We start from the raw sequence: 17,990 nt of genomic DNA, 5'->3' as shown, positions 1-17,990 counted from the left end.
CGGATGAAACCCGCCGCCCCCCGGCATGCACTCGGCTTGCTTTTGCTGCCGCTCATCGCCCTCGCCAGCCCCTCGCCCAGCACCCACGAACTGACACTCGACAACGGTTTGAAAGTCATCCTGCGCGAAGATCATCGCGCCCCCGTCGTGGCCGCCCAGCTTTGGTACAAAGTCGGCTCCAGTCACGAGCCGCCTGGCGAATCCGGGCTTTCCCATGCCCTGGAACACCTGCTGTTCCAGGGCAGCGGCAAAGTCTGCCCCGCCCAGGCGTTCCAGATCATGGAACGCCTGGGCGCCCGGATCAACGCCTTCACCAACCACGACGCCACCACCTACGAATACCTGATGCCGCGTCATGTCCTGGGGGTCGCGCTGGAAATCATGGCCGACCAGATGAGCTCCGCCCAACTCTCGCCAGCGGCCTTCCGACGTGAAATCGAGGTCATCAAGAACGAGCGCTTGCAGAATATCGACGATGCGCCCTGGGCCATGCTCGACGAGAAGCTTCGCAGCCTGGCCTTTCCCACCAGCGGCTATGGCACCGCCACCGTCGGCTGGCAACACGACCTGCAACGCATGGACGTCCGGCAACTGCGGCGCTGGTACACCAACTGGTACGCGCCGAACAACGCCACCCTGGTGCTGGTCGGCGACGTCACCGCCGAGGAGGTCGAAGCCCTGGCCCGTCGCTACTTCGCCGGGTTGTCCAGGCGGGTGCTGCCCGAGACCCGGCGCCCACTGGAATTGAACGAGCCCGGCGAGCGACGAATCACGCTACAGACCCGCAATGAGTTTCCCAGCCTGATCATGGCCTTCAACGTCCCCAGCCTGGCGACTGCCGCCGATCCGCATACCGCGTACACCTTGCGCCTGCTCAACGAATTGCTCGGCGTCGGCGGCGGCTCGCGGATTTTCAGGCAGTTGAAGTTCCGCGAAGAGCTGATCACCCAGGCCCATTCCAGCTACGAGGCGTTCAGCCGAGGAGACGCCTTGTTGATGATTGCCGTCGACCTGGACACCCAGAAGAATCCGAGCCTGGAAGATATCCAGGCCCGCCTGTGGCAACTGCTGGATGAGTTCAAACGTACGCCTGTCAGCGCGCAGGAGCTTGACCGCGCGCGCACCCGGATGCTGGCGCAACGGGTGTTTGCCCGCGACTCGGTGGAAAACCAGGCGCAGAAACTCGGCAGCCTGGAAAGCGTCGGCCTGTCGTGGACCCTGGAAGAACGGGAACAAGAGCAACTGAAAGCCGTCACGCCGCTGGATATTCAGCATGCCGCGCAAACCTACCTGACCCACGAGCGACTCAGCGTGGCCTTGGCCAGCCCCGGAAAAAGCAACCATGAATAAAGCCCACACGGTGTTATCGAGCGTCTTGCTGGCGCTGCTCGCCATGCCATTAATTCCTGGCTCGAAGGCTGCGGCCACGACCGCTGAGTCGACCGTCAGCCCTCTGCAGTCGCTGGGCGAGATCCAACACCTGGAGGCCACTGCCTCCCCCCCTGCTGTGCGGGGCTGGAAAACGCTCCACGGGACCAAGGTGCTCTTCGTTGAAGCCCGTGGCCTGCCGTTGCTTGACGTGGCCGTGAGCTTTGCCGCAGGCAGCCGTTACGATGGCGCACAACCCGGCTTGGCGGCCATGACCCTGAGCCTGCTCAACGAAGGCACGGTCGGTAAGGACGTCGACGCGATCATGACCGCGTTCGACAGCCTGGGGGTGAACGTCAGCAATGACATCGACCGCGACCATGCGCGGTTCACCCTGCGCAGTCTCAGCGACGAAGCCATCCGCACACCGGCCCTGCAGTTGCTGAGCGATGTGCTGAGCAAGCCCAGCTTCAGCGCCGATGCGATTCGCCGGGTAAAGAGCGAGGCCCTCGATCAACAAATGCGCCAGGATGTTGCCTTCGACACCTGGGTCAGCCACCGCTTTCCACCGCCACTCTACTCGCGACACCCTTATGCGCAGCCCCTCTATGGCACCCGGGAGAGTATCGAAAAAATCACTGTTGATCAGCTGCGGGCCTTTCACAACAAGGCTTACAGCGCAGGCAACGCCATTATCCTGCTGGTCGGCGATCTCTCGCTGGAGCAGGCACAGAGCCTCAGCGTGAAGATTGCCGATGCCTTGCCCAAAGGCCCGGCGCTGCCAGCCACCGCCGGCGCCCACCGTGAAGACAGCGTCGTCGGCACCACCCACATCGAACGCCCGACTCTGCTGGTCCATCTGGATCTGGCCCAGATCGCCATCCCCCGACACCATCCCGATTACGTCGCGCTCTACGTCGCCAGCCTGATCTTTGGCGGCGGCTTCGATAGCCGGCTGATGCAGGCCTTGCGCGAGCAACATGGCGTCACCTACTCGGCGGTGGCCCAACTCAGGAACTGGCAAGCCCGTGGACCGTTCCATATCAACCTCTCGACCCCGCCCGAATACCGCGATGCGGCCATCCAGCGGATCAAGCTGATGTTCGAGCAGTTCCTGAGAGAAGGCCCGACCGAGCAGGAATTGCAGAACATCAAGCAGAGCCTGCGCGGTGAGATGGCGCTGGACGGCGCGAGCAACGCGGATATCCTCCAGGCCTTGTTGTTGATCGCTCGTCACGACCTGCCACTCAGCCTGACCGACTATGCCAAGCAGGCGCAGCGGCTGACCCGCGAAACCATCAGGGTCGCCTTGAACACGCATTTCGATACCGAAAGCTGGGTGGTGACCAGTACCGGCCCAAGCATCACCCAGCAAGCGCTGCCTGATCTGCGTAGCCCGGGGCCAGGTTGCCGGGCCGGCGCCCTGCCGCCCGGATAAAAAGCTGCGGTAATGGACAGCACTGTGGCAATTTAGACGTATCGCACGCGCAAGCGTGGCTGCCATGACGACTTGCTTATGGCAGCACCGGACCTGTCCATTCCCACTGCGAGACTCGCTGCGTTGCCGTCACTTTCTCCGCCCACTCATTTGCCGGGCTTCACCCCCGCCCCGGGCCTGGGCAACCCACATCTGCAAACCTTGTGGGGACCGCTCTGGCGCAAGACTGTCCACCTCGACCGCCGGCGTGAACGCTTGTGGCTGGACGACGGCGATTTCCTCGACCTCGACTGGCATGGCCCGCACGCCGCCGAGACGCCGCTGGTGTTGATCCTGCACGGGTTGACCGGCTCGTCGAACTCGCCCTATGTCGCCGGCCTGCAACAGGCGTTGACCCACCAGGGCTGGGCCAGCGTGGCGCTGAACTGGCGGGGCTGTTCGGGGGAACCCAACCTGCTGGCACGCAGTTATCACTCCGGGGCCAGCGAAGACCTCGCGGCAACGGTCGCCCACCTCAAGGCGCTGCGTCCGCTGGCACCGCTCTACGCCGTCGGCTACTCCCTGGGCGGCAACGTGCTGCTCAAGCATCTGGGGGAAAGTGGCCAGGACAGTGGCTTGCAAGGTGCCGTCGCAGTGTCGGTGCCGTTTCGCCTGGACCAGTGCGCCGACCGCATCGGCCGGGGTTTTTCACGGATCTACCAGGCACACTTCATGCGCGAGATGGTGGCCTATATCAAGAACAAGCAGCGCCAGTTCCAGCACGACGGACGGATCGAGGGCCTGGCGACTTTGAGCGACCTGGGGCCGCTGACCGGTATGCGCACGTTCTGGGACTTCGACGGCCGGGTCACGGCACCGCTGCATGGCTTTGCCGATGCGCAGGATTATTATCGCCGCGCCTCCAGCCGCTATTTCCTTGGGGCGATTCGCACGCCGACGCTGATTATCCAGGCCAAGGACGACCCCTTCGTGTTTCCCCACAGCCTGCCGGAGCCTGGCGAGCTGGCAGCGGACACCCAGTTCGAATTGCAGGCCAAGGGTGGGCATGTGGGGTTTGTCGACGGCAGCCTGGGCAAACCGACTTACTACCTGGAACGCCGGATTCCGCAATGGCTGGCCGATAGAGGATGTTGATCACCCTGCGCCACAATCAGTCGCCCGTCGCCACCGTCCGCTGCGGATCGGTAATCCATTCGCTCCATGACCCGGCATACAACGTCCCCAACGGATAACCCGCCAGGCACAGGGCAAACAGGTTGTGACACGCCGTCACCCCGGAACCGCAATACGCCACCAACTCCTGCGGCGAGCGCTGTCCCAGCTTGGCAGCGAAACGCTGCTTGAGCTGATCCGCCGGCAGAAAATGTCCATCCGCATCCAGATTCTCGTTGAACGCCGCACATAAGGCGCCGGGGATATGTCCGGCCACCGGATCGATCGGCTCCACTTCCCCGCGAAAACGCGGCAAGGCACGGGCGTCCAGCAGGGTCATCGACGGCTGCCCGAGGCGCTGTTGCAATTGTTCGGCGCTGATCTGCAACGATGCGTCCGGCGTACCCTCGAAGGTTCCACGGCCGGCGGCCGGCGGATTCAGGCTCAGCGGCTGTCCGGCGGCATGCCAGGCTTTCAGGCCACCATCGAGCAGGAACACGCCGTCGCGCTTGCCCAGCCAGGCCAGCAGCCACCAGGCCCGGGCGGCGTACATGCCCGGGCCGTCGTCATACAGCACGACCTCGCTGTCGGCACTGATACCCCAGGCCCGCAGGCGCTCGACCAGGGCCGCGGGGTCCGGCAGCGGATGACGCCCGGTCAGGCCGCGGGTCACCGGACCACTCAGGTCCCGCTCCAGATCGGCCTGATGCGCGCCTTCGATATGCCCCTGGGCATAACTGCGCTGCCCGTAATCCGGGTCCTCAAGGGCAAAACGACAATCCAGGATCACCAACCCGGGCCGAGCCTGGCGTTCGGCCAGTTGCCGGGGGCTGATCAGTTGCGCAAGGGACATGGCGAACTCCTCATTTTAACGAAGCGGATAAGGGACAGCTTGGCGACGGGCGCGGCCTAGCTTGCTGATGCCTGGCTTCCTTCATCCAGGGCCTGTGCCAACGGCACATAAAACTCGTTGAGCAACTTGTCCACCGCCGCCCGCGACTGCGCGGTGACAAAACCCGACTCCAGCACCAGCACCTGGTAGACCCCACGCTTGATCGACTCTTCGCTCAGGTGATGGGCGTTCTCGCGGGTAGTGCTCAGGAAGCGTACCCAGGAGGTCAGGATAATCCAGGCATTGAGGGTCAGTGCCTCGGTCTGCACGACATCCATGCCCAGGATGCCAGCCTCGACAAACCCCGCGTAGATCGCCTGGCCCTGGATCAGGCAGCGCTGGGAGAAGCGTCGGTAACGGGCGGCCAGTTCGGCATCGCTTTCCAGCAGATGTTCGAGATCCCGGTGCAGGAAGCGATAACGCCACATCGCCGCGAGCAAGGCCTTGAGATAGAAACGCTTGTCGTCGATGGTCGCGGCGCGGCCCTGGGGCGGGCGCAGGAAGCTGTCGACCAGCGCTTCGTACTCGGCGAACAGCACGGCGATGATCGCCTGCTTGTTGGGGAAGTGGTAGTAGAGGTTACCCGGCGAAATGTCCATGTGCGCCGCGATGTGGTTGGTGCTGACACTGCGCTCGCCCTGCTGGTTGAACAGATCCAGGCTGTTCTGGACGATGCGCTCGCTGGTTTTTATTCGAGGGGCCATGACTTCAGCTTTACTTCCAGAAGACGGTATCGACCATCTTACGGCCTATCCGCTCGCGGATAAATCGCCATGCTTCTCAGCCGCTATCAGTTGCAAAGCCCAGGCGTTGCCTGTTGACTTTATGGAGTATTAGCTCTAAACATTCGTTTAAAAACAAAATCACACCTCCTGGAGTCCGCCATGTCTGCCGAAATCGCCTATCTGCAGGAATCGCAGCAGCAACTGGACCAGCTCCAGCACCTGTTCCAAGCGCAACGCCAAGCCTATGCCGCGCACCCCATGCCCCCCGCCGAGCAACGTCGGCAATGGCTCGACAGCCTGCGCCAACTGCTCAGCGACGAACGCCAGGCGCTGATCGACGCCATCAGCCAGGACTTCGGCAACCGCAGCGCCGATGAAACCCTGCTGGGTGAACTCATGCCCAGCCTGCAAGGCATCCACCATGCCCGCCAACACCTCAAGCGCTGGATGAAACCGTCGCGCCGGCGGGTCGGCCTGGCCTTCCAGCCGGCCTCGGCGAAAGTCGTCTACCAGCCCCTCGGGGTAGTCGGCGTGATCGTGCCCTGGAACTACCCGTTGTTCCTCAGCATCGGCCCGCTGGTGGGCGCGTTGGCGGCGGGTAACCGGGTGATGCTCAAGCTCAGCGAATCGACCCCGGCCACCGGCCTGTTGCTCAAGGAGCTGCTGGGCCGGGTGTTCCCGGAAGATCAGGTCTGCGTGGTGCTCGGCGAGGCCGAAATCGGCATGGCCTTTTCCAGGCTGCCGTTCGATCACCTGTTGTTCACCGGCGCCACCAGCATCGGCCGGCACGTGATGCGCGCGGCGGCGGAAAACCTGACCCCGGTGACCCTGGAACTGGGCGGCAAGTCGCCGGCCATTGTGTCCCAGGACGTGCCCCTCAAGGATGCCGCCGAACGCATCGCCTTCGGCAAGACCCTCAACGCCGGCCAGACCTGCGTGGCACCGGACTACGTGCTGGTGCCGGAAGATCGGGTCGGCGCCTTTGTCGAGGCCTACCGCCAGGCAGTGCGCGGCTTTTATCCGACACTGGTCGACAACCCGGACTACACCAGCATCATCAACGATCGCCAGCTGGCCCGGCTCAACGGCTACCTCAGCGACGCCACCAGCAAGGGCGCGCTGCTGATTCCGCTGTTCGAGCAGAACCAGCAGCGGCGCATGGGCCACAGCCTGCTGCTGAACGTCAGCGATGAGATGACCCTGATGCAGGACGAGATCTTCGGCCCGTTGCTGCCCATCGTGCCGTACAAGGACCTGGATGAAGCCTTCGCCTACATCAATCGCCGACCTCGTCCCTTGGCGCTCTACTACTTCGGTTACAACAAGGCCGAACAACAACGCGTGCTTGATGAAACCCACTCCGGCGGCGTCTGCCTGAACGACACCCTGCTCCACGTGCCCCAGGAGGACCTGCCCTTCGGCGGTATCGGCCCCTCGGGCATGGGCCATTACCACGGCCACGAAGGTTTCCTGACCTTCAGCAAGGCCAAGGGCGTACTGACCAAGCAGCGCTTCAACGCGGCGCGGCTGATCTATCCGCCTTATGGCAAATCGATCCAGAAGCTGATCCAGAAACTCTTCGTTCGTTGATGTTCCACTGCCCAGGTGAATAACAAGAATGCCAAGCCTGTCTGAATCTCCCGTACTGAGTCGCCGTGGCGTACTGAAAATCGGCCTCTGCGCCGGCGCCTTCCTCAGCACCGCCGGGCTCGCCGCCAGTCTCAGCGGCTGCTCGGCCGGCCAGCCGGCCAGCGGCTTTGCCGTGTTGCAGGCCAACGACCTGCCGTTCTTGCAAGCGCTGATCCCGGTCATGCTCGAAGGCGCCGTCGCCGCCGGGAAAATGCCCGCCGCCATCGACCAGACCCTGGCGAGCCTGGACTCCAGCCTCAACCACCTGTCGCCGGAAATGCTCAAGCTGACCCGGCAACTGTTCGACGTTCTCGGCATGGGCATCACCCGTGGGCCGCTGACCGGTATCTGGGGCAGCTGGGAAAATGCCAGCGACGCGCAGATCCACGCCTTTCTCGAACGCTGGGAAAACAGCTCCCTGAGCCTGCTGCGCATGGGCCACGCGTCACTGCTGCAACTGGTGATGATGGCCTGGTACAACCGCGCCGAAGCCTGGGCCCACTGCGGTTATCCCGGACCGCCGAAAGTCTAGTCCTTATAGATGCACGGCTCTCCGCCGCGAAGAACGATAACGCGGTGTCTCTGGAGAACCGCGGCGTTCTTTTCGCGGGCAAGCTCCGCTCCCACGCAAGTCGGGCAAACCCGACAAAACAACAATAAAAGAGGCTGCACATGCCCGTACCCGATCTGTTTCGCGAAGGCCTGGCCCGAGGCTGGAAAACCTACAACGGTGCTCGCCTGGAGCAGGACCTGACGCTGGAGGCCGATGTCGCCATCATCGGCAGCGGCGCGGGCGGCGGCACCACCGCTGAAATCCTCAGCGCCGCCGGCTACAAGGTCCTGCTGATCGAGGAAGGCCCGCTGAAAACCAGCAGCGACTTCAAGATGCTCGAAGACCAGGCCTACACCAGCCTCTACCAGGAAGGCATCGGTCGCATGAGCAAGGATGGCGCCATCACTATCCTCCAGGGTCGCGCCGTCGGCGGTACCACGCTGATCAACTGGACCTCGAGCTTTCGCACGCCGGACCAGACCCTCGAACACTGGGCCAAGGTGCACAACGTCAAGGGCCACGCCAGCGCCGAGATGGCGCCGTGGTTCGAGAAGATGGAACAGCGCCTCGGCGTCGCGCCCTGGAGCATGCCGCCGAATGCCAACAACGACGTGATCCGCAACGGCTGCGAAGCCCTCGGCTACAGCTGGAAAGTCATCCCGCGTAATGTGCGCGGCTGTTGGAACCTGGGCTACTGCGGCATGGGCTGCCCGACCAACGCCAAGCAGTCGATGCTGGTCACCACCATTGCGGCGACCCTGGAGAAAGGCGGCGAGCTGCTCTATCTGGCTCGGGCCGAGCGCTTGCTGATCGAAGGCGACCAGGTCAGCGGTCTGCTCTGCGTGGCGATGGACGAGCGTTGCGTAGCCCCCAATGGTCGGACCATCAAGGTCAAGGCCAGGCATTACGTGCTGGCGGGAGGCGGCATCAACAGCCCGGGGTTGCTGCTGCGCTCCAAGGCGCCGGATCCCAGCGGCCAACTGGGCAAGCGCACCTTCCTGCACCTGGTGAACTTCTCCGCCGGACAGTTTTCCGAAGTCATCAATCCGTTTTACGGCGCCCCCCAGTCGATCTATTCCGATCATTTCCAGTGGAATGCTGGCGTCACCGGGCCGATGTCCTACAAACTCGAGGTCCCGCCGCTGCAACCGGCGCTGGCCAGCACCCTGCTGGGCGGCTTCGGCCCGCAAAACGCCCTGCGCATGGAGCAACTGCCGCACACCCACATGATGCTGGCGCTGATGCGCGACGGCTTCCACCCGGACAGCCCCGGCGGCAGCGTGGAACTGCGCGGCGACGGCACACCGGTGCTCGATTACCAGGTGTCCGCCTATGCCTGGGACGGCTTGCGCCGGGCGTACCACAGCATGGCCGAGATCCAGTTCGCTGCGGGGGCCAAGTCGGTACTGCCGCTGCACGCCGATGCCGACTATGTGAATAGCCTGGCCAAGGCCCGCGTCCTGATCGACGAGCTGAGCCTGGAGCTGTACCGCACACGCCTGGGCAGCGCCCATGTGATGGGCGGTTGCGCCATGGGTGAAGAGGCGAAAAGCGCGGTCACCGACAGCCTCGGCCGCCACCATCAGTTGCGCAATCTGTCGGTCCATGACGGCTCGCTGTTCCCCACCAGCATAGGCGCCAACCCACAGCTTTCGGTCTATGGTCTGACAGCGCAGTTGGCAACTGCCCTCGCGGAGCGCTTGAAAAACCCGTAAAAAAGAGGACTATTCGCCGCGACTATAGTGCTTTCTTCCCGGTATCCTGACTTGGCCGGCCGGAAAGGCTGCGATACCATCCGACTCCCGCAAACGGACACCCGCCAGGACGACGCGATGAACCGAGTGTTGTACCCAGGTACCTTCGACCCGATTACCAAGGGTCATGGCGACTTGGTCGAGCGCGCCGCGCGCCTGTTCGACCACGTGATCATCGCCGTGGCTGCCAGCCCGAAGAAAAACCCGCTGTTCCCCTTGGAGCAACGTGTGGAATTGGCCCGAGAGGTCACTCGACACCTGCCCAACGTGGAAGTGGTGGGCTTTTCCACGCTGCTGGCGCATTTCGCCAAGGAACAGAATGCCAACGTCTTCCTGCGTGGCCTGCGCGCGGTATCGGACTTCGAATACGAGTTCCAGTTGGCGAACATGAACCGTCAACTGGCCCCGGACGTCGAAAGTCTGTTCCTGACGCCGTCGGAGCGTTATTCCTTCATTTCGTCGACGCTGGTCCGGGAAATCGCGGCTTTGGGAGGAGATATCACCAAGTTTGTCCACCCGGCGGTGGCCGACGCACTGACCCTGCGCTTCAAGAAATAACGCTCGGCTCAGGCACAGTCGAGGCCGGCCATTACGGCGGCCTCGACGTGCGCGCGTGCACTGTGCGCGCCAATGCGGCACAATTGACGCATTAGTTTTCATGTCGCCCGGGCCTGTCGTCCGGGCCGGAGTGCCCATGTCCCTGATCATCACCGACGATTGCATCAACTGCGACGTCTGCGAACCCGAGTGCCCGAACGCCGCCATTTCCCAGGGCGAAGAGATCTATGTGATCGACCCGAACCTTTGCACCCAGTGCGTCGGCCACTACGACGAGCCGCAATGCCAGCAGGTCTGCCCGGTGGACTGCATTCCACTGGATGAAGCCCATCCGGAAACCGAAGCCGAGTTGATGATCAAGTACCGGAAGATCACCGGCAAGGCTTGAGCGTTGTAGCGAATCCAAGGCCCTTTTCGCGGGCAAGCTCCGCTCCCACAGGTTTTGTGCCGTACACAATATCCAGGCTTGGCTCAAATATCGTGGGAGCGGAATTTGCCGGGACACCGGAGCGCCGCGAAAGAGCCGGTTCGCCTGAGCCCTGCGGGAGCGGAGCTTGCCCGCGAAAAGGCCATTATTGGCGCCGTAGCCACCTAAGGTGGTACCGGGCGTTATAGACGCCAAGCCAACCTACTGGTCGCCGTCAAAACCTTCCGCCGTGCAACCCAGGCAACGGGCAAAGGCCGCTTTTCCAGGGGCGAGCACCAGTGACTTGCCGGCCTTGCCCATGCCGTCGACGCCGCCGAACGCGGTAAACGGCAACGACACCACGAACACCGCCGTGCCCACCAGGGTCGCACCCACCAGCAAGGGACGGGCGATGATCAGGTCGGCGATCATCGCGTAGGCCGGTGGATTCTGGATCGTGTAGGTCGGATCGCCGCTGCTGCCATCGTCCGCCAGAACCGGCAACGCCTGCAGGCCAAAACTCAGGGCCACAACCAGGCCCAGGGTGCGAAACGGGTTCATGGCACTATCCTTCAACAAAGCAATGGATGGCAAAGTCTTAACTATAACAGCGTCCGCACGCTTGTCAGGTCAGCTCTGGCAACGCGGACAATACACGCTGGCGCGCTGTCCCAGGCGAATCTCGCGCAGGCCGCTGCCGCAGACCTTGCAGTGCTCGCCGCCACGCCCGTAGACGAACAATTCCTGCTGGAAATAGCCGGGCTGGCCATCGCCGCCGATAAAGTCGCGCAAGGTCGTGCCGCCACGCTCGATGGCCGCCGCCAGGATCCGCTTGATTTCGATCGCCAGTGCCAGGTAACGCCCCCGCGAGATGCTCCCGGCCTCGCGGCGCGGATCGATGCCGGCGGCGAACAGGGCCTCGGTTGCATAGATATTGCCGACTCCCACCACCACGGCGTTATCCATGATGAACGGCTTTACCGCCATCGAACGCTTGCGCGACAACTGGAACAGCCGCTCACCGTCGAACAGCTCGGTCAGAGGCTCCGGCCCCAGGCGCGCGAGCAATTCGTGATTGAGCGGGTCCAGGCTCCAGAGCATCGCGCCAAAACGCCGTGGGTCGGTGTAGCGCAGGGCCAGTCCGGACTCCAGCTCGATATCCACATGCTCATGCTTGGCCGCCGGCAAGCCGGCCTCCACCAGGCGCAGGTTGCCCGACATGCCCAGGTGACTGATCAGGGTCCCGACCTCGGCCTTGATCAACAGATACTTGGCCCGCCGCTCCACCAGCACGATACGTTGCCCGGACAGGCGCACATCAAGATCTTCCGGGATCGGCCAGCGCAGCCGGCGATCGCGCACGATCACCCGGCTGACCCGCTGGCCTTCCAGATGGGGCGCGATACCGCGCCGGGTGGTTTCGACTTCAGGTAATTCAGGCATGGCAGCCCCAGTCAGGCAATAACGGGCTCGGCGACAGTGCTCGAACGCTTAGTGAGTGCCGAGCTCGCGGATATTCTCCCTGAGGTTTTCGAAGTCATAGTCGGACAGGCCGACATAATCGAGCACCAGAGGACCGATGGCATTCCATTCGTGGTCTTCGGCCTGGTTGCCCAGCACCCGATGGGACGCACAGATGTGTTCGGCCATTTTCAGGATCGCCAGCAGGTTCTTCAACTGGCTGTTGCGGGTCGACTCGTCGCTGAAGATCGCCAGGGCGTTGTGGTGATTGGCGATGGCGTTGGTCACATGCTCCGGCAGGCGCCAGGATTTGGCCGTGTAGTAGCCGACCACCGCGTGGTTGGTGTTGAACTCGGTGTTTTCCGTGTCCACCACGCGCTGCTCCGAACTGGCATTGGCGTAGGCCTGTTCGAGCACCGTCATATAGTTGGGGAAACGCTTGATCATCAGCGGAATACCGCAATCGTGGAACAGCCCCAGGGCATAGGACTCATCGACCGCCTGGCCGCCGGTACGCTTGGCCAGGGTCAGGCTGGTCATGGCCACATCCTGGGCTGTATCCCAGAAGCGGTTGAGGGTCACGATGGTTTCGTCGGCCATCTCGCCCTTGATCGACTGCGCGTTGATCAGGTTGATGATCGAACGGCTGCCCAGCAGGTTCACCGCGCGCTGGATCGAGGCGATCTTGTTCGACAGGCCGTAATAGGGCGAGTTGACGATTTTCAGCAACGCGCCGGAGAGGCCGGGGTCCTGACTGATCAACCGGGCGATTACCTCCAGGTCCGGATCAGGCATGTACTGCTCCATCTGCAAATCCACCATGATTTGCGGCTGAGGCGGCACACTGATGCCTTGCAGGGCCTGCTGGATCTGTTCGGCTGAAAGTTCTTGGGACATGGGTACACACTCCGGGCGAGTCAGGGATTCTAGCGGAAATCTCTTACAGCATGGGCCGAGCATACAAACGCTTACATGAAACATGACGACACGATCCCCCTGAACTCCCGCTATAATTCCGCTCTTTTTTCCCGGAGCGACGTCATGTCCCTGCCTAGCCTACGCCTCAAAGCCAACGCCGACCGACGCCTGCGCAACGGTCACCTGTGGGTCTACAGCAACGAAATCGACGTGGTGGCCACCCCCCTCCATGGCTTCAAGGCCGGTGACCAGGCCGTTCTGGAAGCCGCCGGCGGCAAACCGCTGGGCATCGTCGCCATGAGCCCGAACAACCTGATCTGCGCCCGCCTGCTGTCGCGTGACATCAAGCTGCCGCTGGACAAGTCGCTGCTGGTGCACCGTCTCAACGTGGCCCTGTCGTTGCGCGAACGACTGTTCGACAAGCCGTTCTATCGCCTGGTCTACGGCGATTCCGACCTGTTGCCGGGGCTGGTGGTGGATCGTTTCGGCGATATCCTGGTGGTCCAGCTCGCCTCGGCGGCCATGGAACGGCACAAGGATGAAGTGATCGCAGCGCTGGTCCAGGTCCTGAAACCGAGCGGCATCCTGTTCAAGAACGACTCCGCGGCCCGCGATGCCGAAGGCCTGGAGCGTTATGTCGAGACTGTGTTCGGCCTGGTGCCGGAGTGGGTCGCCCTGGAAGAGAACGGCGTGAAGTTCGAAGCGCCGGTGATGGAAGGCCAGAAAACCGGCTGGTTCTACGACCACCGCATGAACCGTGCGCGCCTGGCGCCCTATGCCAAGGGCAAGCGGGTACTCGACCTGTTCAGCTATATCGGCGGCTGGGGTGTACAGGCCGCGGCGTTCGGGGCCAGCGAAGTGTTCTGCGTCGATGCCTCGTCCTTTGCCCTGGACGGTGTCGAACGCAACGCGGCGTTGAACGGCTTTGCCGAGAAAATGACCTGCATCGAAGGCGACGTGTTCGAAGCCCTGAAGGAACTGAAGGCCTCCGAAGAGCGTTTCGACGTGATCGTCGCCGACCCGCCCGCCTTCATCAAGCGCAAGAAAGACCTGAAGAACGGCGAAGGCGCCTACCGCCGCCTGAACGAACAGGCCATGCGCCTGCTGAGCAAGGACGGCATCCTGGTCAGCGCCTCGTGCTCGATGCATTTGCCGGAAGATGACCTGCAGAACATCCTGCTCACCAGCGCCCGCCACCTGGACCGCAATATCCAGCTGCTGGAACGCGGCGGCCAGGGCCCGGACCATCCGGTACACCCGGCGATCCCGGAAACCCGTTATATCAAGAGCATTACTTGTCGGTTGTTGCCCAATAGCTGATTTTACCGTAGCGCGGAGCTGCCCCGCTCCGCGCCACTGGGCTCGTTAAACATCCGCCTCATTCTCCGTCCAAACTCAATAACACCTCCTACAACACCCACGCGTCAAACTTGTGTCTACAACGACAAAAACACATAACCCGTCCTACGCTATATAGACATCACTTACAGAACTCCTGGAAATCTCCTACCCAACTTTCCCTTGCTAACAACCACAACCAAACTATTATTGAGTTTAGTCATTCCACATATGACTAAACTCAGAAACACCAACCACCCAACTCTCACGAGTAGAATGGAGCACCCACCATGAAAGCAATTAATCTGGAATCAAAAAAAATCGCCAACCTTCACTGCCTGGTAGCGACCAAGCAACGTTAATATAAATGAGGGATCGGGAAGTGCCGGCAGCCCGATTCCCTCTTGCTAGCTTTCCCCAAGAAGGTGGCACACCATGCATATAAACCCGAACCTATTTATAATTGCTCGACCACCCAACCAGATCGTATGGAACTACAAGACACATACGCAGTACGAGCTAAATATTCATTATGCAAAACGCCTGAGCGAACTTATTAACAACCCTAACTCATTTGACGCCGATGCTTCAATGGACGCAGAATTTCTTGCTTCCGGAATAATAAGCACATCAAAACAGACCACCCCCACTTGGAAATGGGACGAGCTATCGAAAATATTTCACATTGGTACCAAAGATATCCCTTGCGAACATGAACCCCAAGATATTGAAGAATGGTCAGTGCACTATCTGGAGCATTGTAATGAAATACTGAAAAAGCCGGCACCCGACTTTCTCTCAGAGAAATGCTCTCCACTCGATTTAATCCCTCTGCCACCTCCCTTGTTGACAGGATCATTGGAGATGCCGCTAGCTCAAAGCCTGATCAGTAGAAAAACCTGTCGATCATTCACCGAAGATGAGATATGCCTAAGCCACGCCAGCACGCTGCTCTATCTCTCACTCGGTTACCTGAAAGAGCGAGAGCAGGATGCCGATGAGACAATTCCTGAGACGTTACGATCACGGCGCAGTAGCCCTTCCGGGGGGGGCCTGAACGCATGCGATGGTTTTATCTATGCCCGTCGGATTAAAGGATTGAGTCCTGGTATTTATCGCTATCATCCAGACCATCACGCATTGAGTCTTGCTCGTCCGTTGCCGGCTAAACCTCTGGGCCTGCTCCTGGCGGGTCAGCACTTCATCAACACACTGCCTTTCGGTGTGTTCCTCACCTGTCGCTTTGACAAGTTGTGGTGGAAATATGAGCATTCGCGAGCCTATCGGATGGCCTACGTCGAAACAGGTCATATCTCCCAAACTTTCCAACTGATTGCCACTGCACTTGGACTAAAAACCTGGCTGACCGGCGCTATGGCTGACGAGCGAATTGAAGATTTGCTGGGATTGAAAAATAGTCCTGAACAGGTTTTATTCTTCGTAGGGTGCGGAAAGGGTGATGCAGAAGCTCACTGCGAAGAACTCCGCGCGCTGATCAAAGAACGGAGTGCCCAACATTGAAGCCCTCCAACCCCAACACCATAAACAACACTCTCTGTTTTACCTTGGGAGACTGGAACAACAAAGCCTGTGTAAGAAACAAAAAAGGCAATTATTTTCTACCTCCCGAGCAGGAGCTCGGATTTGAACTAAAAAGTAAATACTGGTTCCCTCCAACTTTTATGCCTTACCTACAACATCCGCTGCTCACAGACATAGACAAAAGAATCAAGCAAAAACTCACAGCCAATCACTTGATTCACTTTCTAGACTACACAACCGTACTGGAACACAAAATCGTCAATCGCTCGGTAGAAACCATCATCCATGGAGAATTATCAATCGACACACCCGAAGAAATGAGGTCGGCGGCCTTACAGCTCTACACTGACGAGGGCTATCATGCGCTTTTTTCTTATGAGATAGCCAAACAGGTAGCGGAATATTATGGAATTCAACACCTACAGACCAAGCCACTACGAATCACCCTACTGCTTGAATTTATCGACAGCGTTGATATAGAACACAAAGCACTAGCATGGCTCTTGATTGGCTTTGTGTCGGAGACAATCATCGCCAAAGAACTGCTCAAAGTCACCTGCCACACCATAGTTTCCAGTGTTTACACAATCCTAAGACAGCATTTGGAAGATGAAGCTCAGCACAGTCGATTTTTTGCAGAAGTTTTTTACTATTTTTGGCAGAACATTGAGACGGACCAGCAACTACTTGCAGCAAAACTACTCAAAGATATCATTTTTATTTTTTCAGAAATTGATAAGCCGTGGCTGACGAAAAGTCTATGCAGCACAGGTTTCTCTGCGGCTCAGGCCTGCGCCATCATTCAGCCACTCCTCAATAAACCGGCAGCGATTCAACGCATCAGAGTCGGCGCCGCTCCCACCTTAATGGCCATGAAAAGAGCCGGTGTTTTCGATAATAAATATAATAGACTCCATTTCAAGGAGGCGGGACTGATCGATGATTGAGCCAAATCCAGTCACAAAGAAAAACAAAAAAACCTCAGCTATTGCGCTCTTGCTATCTATGGTACTGCTAGGGGTATTTCCAATTGATGTGCTACTTCCGTCTTTTCCTTCGCTATCCTCTCATTTCAATCGCTCACCTGCCGACATTGCCCTATCCATTAGCCTGTTCGCCGTCGGAATATCCATCTCTCAGCTGTTCATTGGCCCACTATCCGATAAAGTAGGTCGAAAAAACCTCCTCCTGGTGGGTATGGCAATATCCATGCTGGGGGCACTGGGGTGTGTGCTCGTTAGTGAATACAGTCTGTTTTTATTTTTTCGCTTGGTCCAAGCAGCCGGGTGCGGGTGTTTCGTACTGTCACAGGCCCTCGTCCAGGATCTATTCGAGGGTAAAGAACGAGATCAGTTACGTATTCTCATCGTTACTGCCAGCGGTGTTTTCATATCACTATCGCCCTTGGCCGGTGCTACATTACAAAAGTGGCTGAACTGGTCAGGCAGTTTCTATATATTCACCATGGTTGCGGCTATGGTATTCATCAAAGCCTGCCTATTCCTAGAGGATACAATAGCGAAACAAAGCCCTTACCGCTCAATCTTCCAGGCCTATCGCAACATCTGCACAGATATGCAATTCCTTGTCTACTGGCTGATCGCTGCATTGGTTTTCACCTGCCATTTTTCGTTTATCGTTGTTTCGCCATTGATATTCATGGAGCTTCTGCAACTTTCCGAGTATGAGTTCTCATTAACGCTAGTGCTCTACGGCGCCGCCTATATCATAGGTGGTACCGTCGCGGGATACCTCAGTGCCAGAATAACTGCCAACACCCAAATCTCGGTGGGTCTGTGCTTTATTTTTTGCGCGGGGATGATGCTATTTTACCTATCAAGTCGCTTCACCCTGTCGACTATCACGATATTGATACCGATGGTCATTTGCACTGCGGGTACAACCATCACTCGTCCAGCTGCAACCTCAAAAGCCATGGAGCGTTTCCCGGATCAAGCTGGCGCAAGCGCCTCGGCTGGTAACACGTTGATTTTCCTTTGCGGCGGACTGATCAGTGCGCTAGTCAATCTCAGCCCAATGGCACTGGAAACTACGCTCGCCTGCTCATTCCTGCTCCTGAGTACGACGGGGCTTGGTCTGAACACGCTCATCCGGCGGCGCAGCCAACGACCGGCTTTAGAGTGAGAGCATCCCTATCATTATTCTTCACACTCCATAATCCCAACCTCAATACCTGTGCCCATTCCTTCCCGCCGCCAGCGGTGTAGAATCGCGCTATTCATCGCCAGTCATCCC

General features: G+C 59.7%; 17 protein-coding genes. 12 read left to right on the top strand and 5 right to left on the bottom strand.

The window, feature by feature from the left end; all coding sequences use genetic code 11:
• Nucleotides 1–3 precede the first annotated feature (3 nt).
• From M5B96_RS03565 to M5B96_RS03555, 3 genes are all read left to right on the top strand, one after another.
• Nucleotides 4–1,350 (top strand): M16 family metallopeptidase, encoded by a 1,347-nt coding sequence (locus M5B96_RS03565; protein ID WP_248795109.1) that lies wholly within the window; start codon nt 4–6, stop codon nt 1,348–1,350.
• Entirely contained in the window at nt 1,343–2,806 is a 1,464-nt protein-coding gene (locus M5B96_RS03560; RefSeq protein WP_248795108.1) for a M16 family metallopeptidase, read from the top strand. Before M5B96_RS03565 ends, M5B96_RS03560 begins: the two co-directional genes overlap by 8 nt.
• Nucleotides 2,807–2,884: 78 nt before the next feature.
• On the top strand, nt 2,885–3,940 hold the full coding sequence (locus tag M5B96_RS03555) for a hydrolase (protein ID WP_248795107.1): 1,056 nt from the start codon (nt 2,885–2,887) through the stop codon (nt 3,938–3,940).
• Between the two features lie 16 nt (nt 3,941–3,956).
• Here M5B96_RS03555 and M5B96_RS03550 read toward each other — a convergent pair whose 3' ends face one another.
• Nucleotides 3,957–4,811, bottom strand: coding sequence for a sulfurtransferase (locus M5B96_RS03550; protein ID WP_248795106.1), 855 nt, complete (start codon nt 4,809–4,811; stop codon nt 3,957–3,959).
• A gap of 56 nt (nt 4,812–4,867) precedes the next feature.
• Nucleotides 4,868–5,554, bottom strand: coding sequence for a TetR/AcrR family transcriptional regulator (locus M5B96_RS03545; RefSeq protein ID WP_248795105.1), 687 nt, complete (start codon nt 5,552–5,554; stop codon nt 4,868–4,870).
• A gap of 180 nt (nt 5,555–5,734) precedes the next feature.
• Between M5B96_RS03545 and M5B96_RS03540 the strand changes: the two genes are divergently transcribed.
• The 5 genes from M5B96_RS03540 to M5B96_RS03520 all read left to right on the top strand — a co-directional run bounded on the left by M5B96_RS03540 (nt 5,735) and on the right by M5B96_RS03520 (nt 10,457).
• Nucleotides 5,735–7,165, top strand: a complete 1,431-nt coding sequence (locus tag M5B96_RS03540) for a coniferyl aldehyde dehydrogenase (protein ID WP_248795104.1) — start codon at nt 5,735–5,737, stop codon at nt 7,163–7,165.
• A 28-nt stretch (nt 7,166–7,193) separates the two neighbouring features.
• Nucleotides 7,194–7,736 carry a twin-arginine translocation pathway signal protein gene (locus M5B96_RS03535; RefSeq protein ID WP_248795103.1) on the top strand — a complete coding sequence of 181 codons (543 nt, stop codon included), beginning with the start codon at nt 7,194–7,196 and terminating at the stop codon, nt 7,734–7,736.
• Nucleotides 7,737–7,876: 140 nt separating this feature from the next.
• A complete protein-coding gene (locus M5B96_RS03530) occupies nt 7,877–9,472 on the top strand; it encodes a GMC family oxidoreductase (protein WP_248795102.1) in 1,596 nt (531 codons plus the stop codon).
• Nucleotides 9,473–9,589: 117 nt separating this feature from the next.
• Nucleotides 9,590–10,069: a pantetheine-phosphate adenylyltransferase gene (gene coaD / locus M5B96_RS03525; protein WP_248795101.1), complete on the top strand. Its 480-nt coding sequence runs from the start codon at nt 9,590–9,592 to the stop codon at nt 10,067–10,069.
• Between the two features lie 136 nt (nt 10,070–10,205).
• Nucleotides 10,206–10,457 (top strand): YfhL family 4Fe-4S dicluster ferredoxin, encoded by a 252-nt coding sequence (locus M5B96_RS03520; protein ID WP_248795100.1) that lies wholly within the window; start codon nt 10,206–10,208, stop codon nt 10,455–10,457.
• A 240-nt stretch (nt 10,458–10,697) separates the two neighbouring features.
• Here the strand turns inward: M5B96_RS03520 and M5B96_RS03515 are convergent, their stop codons facing one another.
• The 3 genes from M5B96_RS03515 to M5B96_RS03505 all read right to left on the bottom strand — a co-directional run bounded on the left by M5B96_RS03515 (nt 10,698) and on the right by M5B96_RS03505 (nt 12,779).
• Nucleotides 10,698–11,036, bottom strand: a complete 339-nt coding sequence (locus tag M5B96_RS03515; RefSeq protein WP_248795099.1) for a multidrug transporter — start codon at nt 11,034–11,036, stop codon at nt 10,698–10,700.
• A gap of 69 nt (nt 11,037–11,105) precedes the next feature.
• On the bottom strand, nt 11,106–11,918 hold the full coding sequence (gene mutM, locus M5B96_RS03510; RefSeq protein ID WP_248795098.1) for a bifunctional DNA-formamidopyrimidine glycosylase/DNA-(apurinic or apyrimidinic site) lyase: 813 nt from the start codon (nt 11,916–11,918) through the stop codon (nt 11,106–11,108).
• A 48-nt stretch (nt 11,919–11,966) separates the two neighbouring features.
• Nucleotides 11,967–12,779, bottom strand: coding sequence for an HDOD domain-containing protein (locus M5B96_RS03505; RefSeq protein ID WP_248795419.1), 813 nt, complete (start codon nt 12,777–12,779; stop codon nt 11,967–11,969).
• 198 nt (nt 12,780–12,977) lie between these two features.
• Here M5B96_RS03505 and M5B96_RS03500 point away from each other — a divergent pair, with 198 nt between their 5' ends.
• The 4 genes from M5B96_RS03500 to M5B96_RS03485 all read left to right on the top strand — a co-directional run bounded on the left by M5B96_RS03500 (nt 12,978) and on the right by M5B96_RS03485 (nt 17,879).
• On the top strand, nt 12,978–14,174 hold the full coding sequence (locus M5B96_RS03500; RefSeq protein ID WP_248795097.1) for a class I SAM-dependent rRNA methyltransferase: 1,197 nt from the start codon (nt 12,978–12,980) through the stop codon (nt 14,172–14,174).
• A 453-nt stretch (nt 14,175–14,627) separates the two neighbouring features.
• Nucleotides 14,628–15,713, top strand: coding sequence for a SagB family peptide dehydrogenase (locus tag M5B96_RS03495; protein WP_248795096.1), 1,086 nt, complete (start codon nt 14,628–14,630; stop codon nt 15,711–15,713).
• Nucleotides 15,710–16,681, top strand: a complete 972-nt coding sequence (locus tag M5B96_RS03490; protein ID WP_248795095.1) for a diiron oxygenase — start codon at nt 15,710–15,712, stop codon at nt 16,679–16,681. Before M5B96_RS03495 ends, M5B96_RS03490 begins: the two co-directional genes overlap by 4 nt.
• A complete protein-coding gene (locus M5B96_RS03485; RefSeq protein ID WP_248795094.1) occupies nt 16,674–17,879 on the top strand; it encodes a multidrug effflux MFS transporter in 1,206 nt (401 codons plus the stop codon). Before M5B96_RS03490 ends, M5B96_RS03485 begins: the two co-directional genes overlap by 8 nt.
• The last annotated feature ends 111 nt before the right edge of the window (nt 17,880–17,990 follow it).

This window comes from Pseudomonas sp. MWU13-2105, assembly GCF_023242315.1.
Taxonomy (GTDB): Bacteria; Pseudomonadota; Gammaproteobacteria; order Pseudomonadales; family Pseudomonadaceae; genus Aquipseudomonas.
Note: the sequence above shows the minus strand (reverse complement) of the source record. Positions and strands in the feature narration are given on the sequence as shown.